Source organism: Nostoc sp., from assembly GCF_036917465.1.
In the GTDB taxonomy this organism is placed as follows: Bacteria; Cyanobacteriota; Cyanobacteriia; order Cyanobacteriales; family Nostocaceae; genus Nostoc.
In genome coordinates, this window is the sequence record NZ_JBALDL010000076.1 from 22,866 (window position 1) to 35,076 (window position 12,211).

General features: G+C 40.7%; 10 protein-coding genes. 7 read left to right on the forward strand and 3 right to left on the reverse strand.

The genetic code is table 11. The annotated features are described in order from the left end of the window. Positions 1-116 precede the first annotated feature (116 nt). Entirely contained in the window at positions 117-1,631 is a 1,515-nt protein-coding gene (locus V7K38_RS18115) for a sensor histidine kinase (RefSeq protein ID WP_334859784.1), read from the forward strand. Between the two features lie 223 nt (positions 1,632-1,854). Here V7K38_RS18115 and V7K38_RS18120 read toward each other — a convergent pair whose 3' ends face one another. From V7K38_RS18120 to V7K38_RS18130, 3 genes are all read right to left on the reverse strand, one after another. Then, complete coding sequence (locus V7K38_RS18120) at positions 1,855-3,315, reverse strand: DICT sensory domain-containing protein (RefSeq protein ID WP_334859785.1); 1,461 nt, start codon at positions 3,313-3,315, stop codon at positions 1,855-1,857. Positions 3,316-3,525: 210 nt separating this feature from the next. After that, on the reverse strand, positions 3,526-5,025 hold the full coding sequence (locus V7K38_RS18125; RefSeq protein WP_334859787.1) for a UDP-N-acetylmuramoyl-L-alanyl-D-glutamate--2,6-diaminopimelate ligase: 1,500 nt from the start codon (positions 5,023-5,025) through the stop codon (positions 3,526-3,528). Positions 5,026-5,078: 53 nt separating this feature from the next. After that, complete coding sequence (locus tag V7K38_RS18130) at positions 5,079-5,366, reverse strand: glutaredoxin family protein (protein ID WP_334859788.1); 288 nt, start codon at positions 5,364-5,366, stop codon at positions 5,079-5,081. 64 nt (positions 5,367-5,430) lie between these two features. Here V7K38_RS18130 and V7K38_RS18135 point away from each other — a divergent pair, with 64 nt between their 5' ends. From V7K38_RS18135 to V7K38_RS18160, 6 genes are all read left to right on the forward strand, one after another. Beyond that, positions 5,431-5,619 carry a DUF4089 domain-containing protein gene (locus tag V7K38_RS18135; protein WP_334859789.1) on the forward strand — a complete coding sequence of 63 codons (189 nt, stop codon included), beginning with the start codon at positions 5,431-5,433 and terminating at the stop codon, positions 5,617-5,619. Positions 5,620-5,765: 146 nt separating this feature from the next. Then, the gene (locus tag V7K38_RS18140) at positions 5,766-6,524 is read left to right on the forward strand and encodes an LmeA family phospholipid-binding protein (protein WP_334859790.1); all 759 of its coding nucleotides are present in this window, start codon (positions 5,766-5,768) and stop codon (positions 6,522-6,524) included. Positions 6,525-6,628: 104 nt separating this feature from the next. Next, the gene (gene crtO, locus V7K38_RS18145; protein WP_334859791.1) at positions 6,629-8,323 is read left to right on the forward strand and encodes a beta-carotene ketolase CrtO; all 1,695 of its coding nucleotides are present in this window, start codon (positions 6,629-6,631) and stop codon (positions 8,321-8,323) included. Between the two features lie 410 nt (positions 8,324-8,733). Next, positions 8,734-9,477 carry a tetratricopeptide repeat protein gene (locus V7K38_RS18150; protein ID WP_334859792.1) on the forward strand — a complete coding sequence of 248 codons (744 nt, stop codon included), beginning with the start codon at positions 8,734-8,736 and terminating at the stop codon, positions 9,475-9,477. A 56-nt stretch (positions 9,478-9,533) separates the two neighbouring features. After that, entirely contained in the window at positions 9,534-10,406 is an 873-nt protein-coding gene (locus V7K38_RS18155) for an SDR family oxidoreductase (protein ID WP_334859793.1), read from the forward strand. 608 nt (positions 10,407-11,014) lie between these two features. After that, positions 11,015-12,169 carry a histidine decarboxylase gene (locus V7K38_RS18160; protein ID WP_334859794.1) on the forward strand — a complete coding sequence of 385 codons (1,155 nt, stop codon included), beginning with the start codon at positions 11,015-11,017 and terminating at the stop codon, positions 12,167-12,169. Positions 12,170-12,211: the final 42 nt, after the last annotated feature.

The following is a 12,211-nucleotide window of genomic DNA, read 5'->3' on the forward strand; positions in this document are numbered from 1 at the left end:
GAATTGTTCGGTTCTACCACTTTCAACAGCACACAAATGGTTATAACCTCGGAGGTAGTAGTGAAATGTCTACCTTAGACGCTGTTAGTCGCTCTTGAATTAAGGAGTGAAAACCTGTGTACGAATGGATATTGCCAAGTCTGAGCGAAATCTTGGCCCAAAATCAATCAAGTGTGGCTGAATGTTCACCTGGCAAAGCAGAGCGGCAGTGGCGTGTTAGCCTCGCAGCGACAGAACATTTGCTATTAAATACTTTAGCATCTGATTCAGTTGACACAACCCAAGGACTAGTTTTAGCTGCACCAGCACCCTTATTTAGCCAGCCAAAACTGACTCAAAGTTTAGAAACAGTCACTTTCACGGCAAAACCATTTAATCCCTTGGCGCTGATGCCATTTCAGATGCCAGATGCGATTGCACCTATAGATGAAGAAATCGCTCCTCATGAATCGGTACTTCCCTTATTACCTGCCGATCCTCTCGGTGCAGAGCAGTTTTGCTTAGTATTTACTGATAAATTTAGATTAGTACTGGTTCTAGCAACCCACAAAAACGGTAAAAAAACCTTTTCCTTTTCTTTTGAGCCAGAAGTAGTACAGCAAGCTTGGCGATCGCTCGGAGCGAGGGTAATGCTGGCTAATCCAGAATTTTTTGCCCGCCTCGATGTATTGGTACAACAGTATTCTCCGGTAGCACCAGATTGCCGCATCATGATTCAGTTTAGTCAGTTATTGCTTCAGGAATTAACAGAAGCAGAAGAGACTAAGGAGTGGGCAATCGGAACTGGAGAAGAAGCAGGGGAGCAGGCGGCAGGCGGCAGGGGGTACAAGAAGTATAACAATTCGCAATTCGCAATTCCCAATGCCCAATGCCCCATGCCCCATGCCCAATCCCCAAATCCTGATGTAGAACTGCTCCAAGCTTTTGCTCATGAAGTCCGCACACCTTTAACCACTATTCGCACCATGACTCGTCTGCTGCTGAAGCGGCGAGATTTAGATACTAGTGTGATCAATCGCCTAAAAATTATCGATCACGAGTGTACCGAGCAAATTGATCGCATGGAGTTGCTGTTTAAGGCAGCAGAACTAGAAACTACTGCCTCTACAAAATCATCAAAAACTCAACTCACACCGATGTCTTTAGATCAAGTGTTGCAGCAAAGTATTCCCCGTTGGGAACAAGCAGCGCATCGGCGCAACTTAACTTTAAATGTTGTTTTACCCCAACAACTACCAACTGTGGTGAGCAATCCGATGATGTTGGATCAGGTACTTACTGGTTTGATAGAGAATTTCACTCGCAGTTTACCTTCTGGTAGCCATATTCAAGTACAAGTTATCCCGGCTGGAGATCAACTGAAGTTACAACTATCACCCCAATTTGGATGCAAAGATTCGGGTAAAGCCGCCACAGCTCCAACACCACCAATTCGCAAAGCCCTTGGTCAATTGCTGATGTTCCAGCCAGAAACGGGTACTATTAGTTTGAATATCGCCGCAACCAAGCATTTGTTTCAAGCGATCGGCGGTAAATTGATCGTGCGCCAGCGTCCACACTATGGGGAAGTTTTAACGATTTTCCTTCCCTTAGAAGTTAGCAATAAACATAAATCAGGAGCTAAAGCTTAGGAGTGAATATTTATCAACTATTTTTTAAAATTATAAATTCACTCTAAATTAACCTGAGTTAAAGAAACCTCTTTCTGCTTTAAACTTTCGTTCAAGTCCGTCCCTCCCCGATTCGGAGAGGGAGAGGTCTTTCTATTAAAAAATAATTATTCCCAATTGCAATAATTAGCTGGTTATTAAAGTTTTAATTACTTTTATTAACTTAAGGGATAATCATAATTTATCACTCATTTTCGATTGCGATCGCTTTTGGGGTATTGCCAACAGTTGCCAGTTGGATTGTAAATGTGGAACCTTCATATAATTTACTTTTTACAGAAATAGAACCGCCACAGCGCAGTAGCAATTGCTTTACTATTGTTAATCCTAAGCCAGCACCAGCATAATCTTCAGTAACTCCTGTACGCACACGATAAAATCGGTCAAATATTTTGGAAACCTCGCTTTCGGCAATACCAATACCTGTATCGCGGAATTCTAATTGGACATAATTCCCTTGAAGACGGGCACGCACCCATACTTCACCGCCATTAGGAGTAAACTTAATGCTATTGTGCAGCAGATTAATGACAATTTGCCTTAGCCCACCACTCACGCACCAAATAGGTGGGAGTTCAGTGGGAACGGTGTAGGCTAGCATAATCCCCTTTTCTTGGGCTACAGGTTGGTAGGTACTGACTACTCCAGGTACAATCTCTGAGAGCCGCACCGCCTCCAAAGTCATCCCCTCCAAATTACGTTCTAGTTGCACCAATTCCAACAAACCACTAATTAGGGAATTTTGCTGATCGCATTGGATATTTAACATCTGTAAATAACGTTGTCGCTGCGGGGGTTTGAGATTAGGGGAATTCAATAATGAAAGTGCTGTCTTGATATGCGTCAGGGGTATACGGAGTTCTTGACAGAGATTTTTCAGATATTCATCTTGGAGTTGTTCTTTATTGTGCAGTTCTTGATTTAGCTGCTGCAACTTGGTAGTGCGGGCTGTGATGATTTGACGATTAATTTCATCCTGTCGCAGGAGTTGTTTTGCAAACAGTTGAGTCATGGTTGCCGCTTGGGGCATAGTTGGACAAATAAAATCAGCAGCTACAATTGGCGATGATTCTGGCGCGCTCGCTTTTTGAATACCATCTAATACTTGCTGAATTACTCTCCCCTCAACAGTAGTTATAATCAGCAGTGGCTGATTTTTATTAGTGTTTACCTTCGCCGATGTCTGATTTTTGCGTTTTTTAAGTGGTCGATGAGCCAAAATTAAACTGCAAAACTGCGGCGATAACACCATTAGAAAGTTTTCCCGTCGCAGTTGGCTATCTGGTGGCAGGTGAACGGTGACATGATGAGGAGATGAGGAAGATGAGGAAGTATTTTCTTCCCCTGCTTCCTCATCTTCTCCCGTTCCGCCTTTTTCACTTTCACTTTCGTTAATCTGGCAAGTATAGATGAGACTAGACGCACCTACCGAAGATTGATAACGCGTTAATTCTGATTGCCAAATTTTTTCTGGTGGTAGCTTTACCCATAAAGTGGCTGCAATTTGCTGCTCAATTAGTAAGTCAATTTGCGCTCTCACCAGTGATAGCAGAGTAGCCGGACTGAGGGACAATGGTTTTGGAGGCACTTGCACTCCCATAACCAGTTGATAAACAGACAGATCCTTAGCCAGAGAAACATTCATGAGTCAAGCACAAGAAGGATGAAGCAAGAAATAATTCTGTCTTCGATTTTCACCTTTATGCGTGCATTTTTTACAAAATCCCCACGGAAAGAAACATTAAGTATGAAAAATGGGAATGGGGAATGGGGAGCAAGGGGAGCAAGGGGAAGCAGGGGAGGAAGAATTAATAACCAATGCCCAATGCCCAATGCCCAATGCCCAATTCCCAAATTAACTTTGGATGTTAAGTCTTTGGTGTAAAGCGTCGCGTGCGTGTTCTCGGTCATCAAAATGGATTTTTTCAGTGCCGAGAATTTGGTAGTCTTCGTGACCTTTGCCAGCAAGCAGCACTCCATCACCTGGTTGTGCTTGTAAAATAGCGGTACGAATTGCAGTAGCCCGATCGCAAATTACAATTGGTTTTACTGTTGCGGCAATCCCTGCCAAAACGTCTTCTAAAATCCGTTCTGGGTTTTCTGTGCGGGGATTATCTGATGTCACTACTGCCACATCAGCTAACTCAGCAGCAATTTTACCCATTTTTGGGCGCTTAGTGCGATCGCGATCGCCTCCGCAACCAAACACACAAATCACCTTCCCAGGTATAAACGGACGTGCAGCTTTCAACAGATTTTCCAAGCTATCGGGTGTATGAGCATAATCCACAATCACGCTAATATCTTGCTCATTACTAATTTGTACCCGTTCCATCCGTCCCGGAACTCCAGGGAACTCAGGTATTACAGATGCCACTAACTCCAAATCTAGCCCTAAGTGCAAAACTGTTCCTACGGCTGCTAGAAGATTTTCTAAATTATATTGTCCGACTAAAGGCGATCGAAAAGCTACGTCACCTTTTGGTGTATGTAATGTACCACTGACACCATTCGGCTCGTAACTTAAATCGCTCATCCATAAATCGGCGCTGTTGTCGTTGACACTGTAACTCCAAACCCGTTCAGAGTCCAACGAGGCAATTAACCGCTTCCCGTAGACATCATCAGCATTAATTATTGCCCGTCCCTTCAGATAATCAGGGCTAAATAACAACGCTTTGGCAGCAAAGTAATCTTCCATATCGCGGTGATAATCGAGATGGTCTTGGGTAAGATTACTAAATACTGCCACCTCAAATTCACAACCTAACACTCTACCTTGGGACAAAGCGTGAGAACTTACTTCCATCACCCCAAACTCACTACCAGCATTTATAGCCTCTGCTAGCTGCTGTTGGAGTTCCACGGCAAAGGGCGTAGTGTAAGCAGCAGTTTGCTCAAAACCTGCCCAACGAGTGTAGAGAGTCCCCATCAAAGCTGTAGTTAAATTAGCTTTGATCAGCAGAAATTCAATTAAATGGGTGGTTGTAGTTTTGCCATTTGTACCAGTCACGCCTACCAAGTTGAGTTTTCGCCCTGGATAACCGTAAAAAGCACTGGCTATCTGGGCACAAGCTTGAGTTATGTTACTTGCACTGATAACTACAGCCTGATTTGTGGGGGGATTTTTTTGTGCAGCTTCAAGAGAAACGATCGCAGCTACAGCCCCGGATGCGATCGCACTTTGCCAAAATTCCCCACCATCAACCCGCGTTCCTGGCATCCCAATAAACAAATCTCCCACACCACAAGCATGGGAATTCGTCTTCAAACCCCTAACTTCCACATCCTCTATCGGATGGCTAGGCAATTGTTCAACACTGTCTACCGCCGTTAGTAATTCCCGCAATTTCATGTTGTGAACCTCGTCACATTCTTAATCTTGCGCTTATTCTGCATTATTTTTTTCTAATTAGCTAAATACTTACGCAACATTTGCTCCAACTGCTGCACACTAGCACGAGGAGAAGGACGCGGCAATAGTGCTTTTATAATTTCTTCCTCCGCCCCCTTGGCGGCTTGGCGGTTCGATAAATAAAGTACCGGCACCTCATACTCATACGCAGCAAACCAATCTTCACGAGTCGTAATATCCCTAATTTCCAACTCTAAACTGAGATTTTGGATTTTTTCTAGCTTTTCTTGCAAGCCTTCGCATAAATGACAGCCTGGTTTACTGTATAAAATTAATCGCATTGGTTATTTGAGTTGTGGTAAGAAGTTATTTTAGGATAACGAACCGCCAAGCCGCCAAGGAAAGATGAAAGATATAAGTTTTGATGTGGGTGAGTATGTTGATCTTATGGCATTGTTGCTGGATTTGCAGCTAAGAGATGAGTACCGGGATGGGGTGGGGGCAAATTTTGAGAGAATTATGGCGATCGCTAACCTGGTTAATGAGTTTCCTTTAACAGAAGAAGTTGAAGCTGCACCTGTATTTGAACCGTAAAGGTTTGTAATTAATCACAGTAGTCCTGTACATCAATTCCGAATTAATATAATCCTCCGACTTACATATACCTTAATATAGATCCGCTCCTTAGCATCTAGCCTTTACAGTAAATATTAAGAAGACATTTATGAGAGTAGTAATTCATGCCTGATGAGCATCGTTTGGAAGAAGAATTTCTATCCCAAGAAGCTGAAAGAAGAATATCCGAAAAGCTAGATGGAGCAGAGAAAATAGAAATAAATGTACAAACCGATCTGTTGAAAATCGTTCAGGGACAGGCGGATGGAGTTTCGGTTGCTGGACTTGGGTTAGTAATCCAAGAAGACATTCGCATACAGGAAATCAAACTACAAACAGATAGTATTAATATCAATCCCTTAAGCGCTCTTTTTGGTCAAATAGAACTCAATGAGCCGGTAAATGCCATAGCTCGGATTATACTTACAGAAGTAGATATGAACCGCACTTTGGCATCAGATTTTGTTCGCAGCAAAATGCAAGATTTTGATTTGGATGTAGATGGCAGAATTGTGAGTTTTGAAGTACAAAAAATCGAAGTATTTCTACCTGGTGATGGCAAAATAGAATGTAGGGGAAGAGTACTGTTAAAGGAAATGGAAAATACTCGCCCTTTAGCTTACACTGCACTTCTTCGCCCACGGACTCATTCAAAACCCGCGATGCTAGAGAGTTTTAACTGCACTGAGGGAGAGGGGATTTCCATAGAATTAGTTGCAGCTTTAATGCAAAAAGCCAAAGAATTGATGAATCTACCATATTTTAAATGGGAAGATATGGTGTTCAATATTAAAGATATAAAAGTAGAAATTGGCAGTTTAATACTTCTGGCAGAAACTCAAGTAAAGCAAATACCTTCATCAATAACTCAACTATCTCCTTAGTAGTATTGACACTAGCTAAAGATAATTTTTGTTACCGAGGGATGATGTAAAAGTAGTAAAAGGTTTCTACTATTTAGAAAGCTACTTATTTCTAAATTACAACTATGCAAGAGTATGATATTGTGCTGATCGGTGCTGGACACAATGGACTAGTTTGTGCAGCTTATTTGCTAAAAGCTGGTTATAGCGTCCTGTTACTGGAAAAGCGTTCTGTTCCAGGTGGTGCAGCAACAACTGAAGAATGTTTACCCCAAGAGGCTCCTGGATTTAAATTTAACTTGTGTGCTATTGACCATGAATTTATTCACTTGGGGCCAGTTGTCGAAGAATTAGAACTAGAAAAATACGGCTTGCATTATTTGGAGTGCGATCCAGTTGTTTTCTGTCCTCATCCTGATGGGAAGTATTTCTTAGCACATAAGTCGCTGGAAAAAACTTGTGCAGAAATCGCTCGTTATAATGAACGTGATGCCAAAAAATACGCCGAATTTGTAGATTATTGGCAACGAGCCATCGGTGCAATGATTCCGATGTTTAATGCACCACCGAAGTCAATTATTGATATCGTTGGCAACTACGATATCAAAAAATTAAAAGATTTATTTTCGGTGATTGGTTCCCCAAACAAAACGCTGGATTTTATTCGCACCATGTTAACCAGCGCTGAGGATTTACTTAACGAGTGGTTTGATGAGGAATTTCTTAAAGCGCCGCTAGCAAGACTAGCAGCAGAATTGGGTGCGCCGCCATCACAAAAAACCCTTGCCATTGGTGCAATTATGATGGCAATGCGTCACAATCCTGGAATGGCAAGACCTCGCGGCGGAACTGGCGCACTTGTGCAAGCTTTGGTAAATTTAGTCACAAGTAAAGGTGGCGTTATTCTCACAGACCAGCATGTTGAAAAAGTCTTAATTGATGATGGTAAAGCTGTTGCTGTGCGAGTGGCTGGTGGTACAGAATACCGCGCTAAACATGGGGTTATTTCTAATATTGATGCCAAGCGGTTATTCTTACAAATGACTGATAAAAGCGATGTTGATGGAGCCGATCCTGATTTATGGGAAAGGTTAGAACGTCGTATCGTTAACAATAACGAAACCATCCTCAAAATAGATTTAGCTTTAGACGAACCACTGCGCTTTCCATACCACGCCCACAAAGACGAATATCTTGTTGGTTCTATCTTAATTGCCGATTCTGTGGCTCATGTAGAACAGGCTCATAGTAAATGCACCTTGGGGGAAATTCCTGATGCTGACCCATCAATGTATTTAGTGATGCCTAGTTATTTAGATCCCACATTAGCACCACCAGGTAAACATACTGTATGGATTGAATTTTTTGCCCCTTATCAAATTGCCGGTGCAGAAGGCACTGGTTTAAAAGGTACTGGTTGGACTGATGAATTGAAAAACAAAGTTGCAGATAGGGTAATTGATAAATTAGCAGACTATGCACCGAATGTTAAGAGTGCAACTATCGCCCGTCGTGTAGAAAGTCCAGCAGAACTAGGAGAAAGATTAGGTGCGTATAAAGGGAATTATTACCATGTTGATATGACTCTAGATCAGATGATATTTTTCCGTCCCTTGCCAGAAATAGCTAACTACAAAACGCCAATTGAAAATCTATTTTTGACTGGTGCAGGGACTCATCCAGGTGGTTCGATTTCGGGAATGCCGGGACGCAATTGTGCCCGTGCATTCTTACAAGCAAAGCATCCCATTAGTCAAACCTTGAAGGATGCACGCGATTCGATTAAATCAACTGTTGAATCGGTGTTTGGCATTAGTTAAGCGTTGTACAGACAGAGTATATTATCTATGGGAATTTACCACACAATTGCGATGTTTACAACGGGCTACGTAACGTACATCTAGCAATCCTATTTGATTTGCTCGTTACCGAGAGGCTCAGATCCCCGACTTCTTGAATAAGTCGGGGATCTTTTTGTTCGTAACTCCTGCACGGATTGCTATAGCCACACAAATAATTGTTTTTTAATGAAATAAGTTCCAAGCAATTGCTTTATGTATATTTAATATGATAATGTACTATACGCTTGATTTTCAGAAGCATACATGCATTGTCAATAAAGCTCTTTTTGAAAATATAAGTAAATTAATGGCTAAAAACTAGTGTATTTTGATAATACTCAAAAAACAAACAAATTTTAACATCGTCTCATAAGTTTTGTAGGTACAGCATGGTTTTTCAGCGCTGCTTCGTTGCATCTGGCTTGATAGCTTTCTTCGCATTTGGTTGTAGTAGTGGGGCAAACTCATCAATAGAAAATACTACACAAGTTGTCCAAGAAAGGAATGTAACCCAGCTTTTCATAGAAGCGAAGACTACCCAAAAAGCAGAAGATTTTTTTCATCAAGGCAATCATTTATTAGATGGAAAACGTTATGAAGATGCTATTGCATCTTATGATAAAGCGATCGCCATCAAAGCTGAAAGTCCTGAAGCTTGGATTAACCGTGGCATAGCCTTGACATCGTTGCAGCGTTACCAAGAAGCTATTGCATCTTACGAGAAAGCGATCGCCATTAAACCCGGCAAATATGAAGCTTGGTACAATCAGGGCATAGCTTTGACATCGTTGCAACGCTACCAAGAAGCTATTGCATCTTACGACAAAGCGATCGCCATCAAACCCGACAAATATGAAGCCTTAATTAACCAAGGCATTGCTCTGACAAAGCTACACCGCTACCAGGATGCCATTGCATCTTACGATAGAGCGATCGCTATCAAGCCAGATTTACACCAAGCATATTACAATAAAGCTTGCTCTTATGCATTGCAAAGCAATCTCGAATTAGCAATTCAAAACCTAGACAAAGCAATCAAGCTGGTTCCTGATAAATACAAAAAATTAGCAAAAACTGACCCAGATTTTAGCAAAGTGCGTAGTCAGGAGCAGTTTCAGAAATTACTGCAATAGGATTTTGTCACCACCACTCAGGTAGAATATAAGCTTGCTGTAGCAATGATTTACACATGAAAAAATTGTTAATCACCGGAGCAAGTGGTTTTTTGGGATGGCATATTTGCCAACTTGCAAAACGAGAATGGGAGATTTATGGCACTTATTTATCCCATTCTCTTGAAATTCCTGGCATGAAAATGCTAAAAGTGAACTTAACAAATTTTCAGGAATTGCAACGCATATTTAGTGATGTCAAACCAACAGCAGTGATTCATACTGCTGCACAATCACAACCAAATTTTTGTCAAACCCACCCTGAAGAATCGCACGCAGTTAACGTCATAGCATCCGGTAATATAGCCGGACTTTGCGCGGATAACTCGGTTCCTTGTGCTTTTACCTCAACCGACTTGGTTTTTGATGGCTTAAATGCACCCTATCGAGAAGCCGACGCAGTGTGTCCTGTCAATCTTTACGGTGAGCAAAAAGCGATCGCAGAAGCAGATATGCTAGAAAGATATCCCATGACCGCAGTGTGTCGGATGCCATTGATGTTTGGTGCAGCCACGCCTACAGCGAAAAGCTTTATTCAGCCATTTATTGAAACTTTAAAAGCAGAAAAAGAACTAAATTTATTTATAGATGAATTTCGTACCCCAATAAGTGGAACAACTGCCGCCAAAGGACTTTTATTAGCATTGGAGAGAGTTAACGGTATCATTCACTTAGGTGGCAAAGAGCGGATTTCGCGTTATGATTTTGGACAAATATTAGTTGAGGTATTTCAACTCCCTGCCACCGGTCTTAAATCCTGCCGACAAGAAGATGTAAAAATGGCAGCACCTAGACCGGCAGATGTTTCTTTGGATAGTTCCAAAGCTTTTGCATTGGGGTATCAGCCTTTATCTTTACGAAAAGAATTGCAGGAATTAATTAATAGTTAACAATCAGATTCTATTTGTTGTACTCCTGAAATCAGCACGTTGAAAAGCGGGACTTTGTGTAGCTAACACAATCTTAAAAATGTAGGAATTACGCAAAACTACACGCGGTAGGGGCAATTCATGAATTGCCCCTACCGGAAACTCATATTTTTTGCGTAAGTCCTGAAATGATTACAGAGATGGATTAATAGAACCCAGATAGAGAAAGCGATTCCCAATCCAAAATCTAAAATCCCAAATGGCATTCTCCCATTTCTTCCCAAATGGAGCATCTGGTGTATGGAGTGTAATCATCTGGATATGAGTGATAGACACGATATTAACCGTAGAAGTCACCCTAGATCAGATTATAGTCACCACCTGAAATCGATATTTTGGATAATACACATTATGCCTATTTAGTACAGTACGTAAGTTCTAAGGGTAATATACTTCTGAGCAAAAAAATGAGTGTTATTACTGAAGCATTACCAGTATTTACACCGTATCCTCTTCAGTTGTAGAGCAGCATTGATGGATTATTAAGAAAGAATAAAGGTATGTATTAATACGTTAGTTTTCGCTTAAAACATCCATTAACTTAATCAAAGTTCAAGAGATATAAAGATATGTCAAGTAAAGTTGCTAAAGAATTGGCAGATTTTTTGCTGCAAATAGAACAGCGATCGCAGTTTCATGCAGGCTATCCATATAATTTAAATTGTGATTATAGTCCGCTCGGCAAATTTTTCAATCATCTATTAAATAATGCTGGAGATCCATATATAGAGCCAGATTTTGGTCTTCATTCTCGTAAGTTTGAGCAAGAAGTATTATCCTTTTTTGCTCACCTTTATAAGATTGCAGAAAATCAGTTTTGGGGTTATGTTACTGCTGGTGGAACTGAAGGTAATTTATATGGAATCTTCTTAGCAAGAGAAATCTACCCTAATGGGATTCTTTACTCATCACAAGACTCTCATTACTCAATTCCCAAAGCCGCAAAATTATTCCGCATTCAACATAATCTTGTTAATTCGCAAATTAATGGAGAAATTGATTATGACCATTTTGAACAACTCCTTAGCGAAAATCGTAGTTATCCAGCTATCATCAATCTAAATATTGGGACTACCGTCAAAGGTGCAATTGATAACTTAGACAAAGTTCTAGAAATTTTAGAACGCAATCAGATTAAAGATTACTACATTCATTGTGATGCTGCACTTTCAGGATTAATATTACCGTTTTTAGATGGCGCTCCACAAGTGAACTTTCAAAAGCCCATAGATAGCATAGCTATTTCTGCTAAATTCATTGGTTCTCCCTTACCTTGTGGTGTAGTTTTAACTAAGAAAAAATGGGTCGAAAAAGTTGAAACAGAAATTGAATATATTGGTTCAAAAGATACAACTATTCTGGGGTCTAGAAACGGTCATACTCCCCTAATCCTTTGGTATGCAATACAAACCAGAGGTTATGATAGATTAACTATAGAAGCCAATATCTGTATTAAGAATGCTCAGTATCTCTACCAACAACTTCAAATCAGAGAATATCCATGCATGTTAAATAGTTTTTCCAACACCGTTGTGTTTCAAAAACCTTCTCAAAAGTTAATTAAAAAGTGGCAGTTAGCAGTTTTTGAAAATTGGGCACACATTATAGTCATGCAGAATATTGGTCGGGAGAAAATCAATATTTTTATTAATGAACTCTTGTTAGAACAAGGGTTATTTAATAACACAGCAAACTTTCAATTACAGTCAGTACTACAACACTAAGCTAGACTCTCAATTATACAAGGTATTTTTCCAAATAGAATT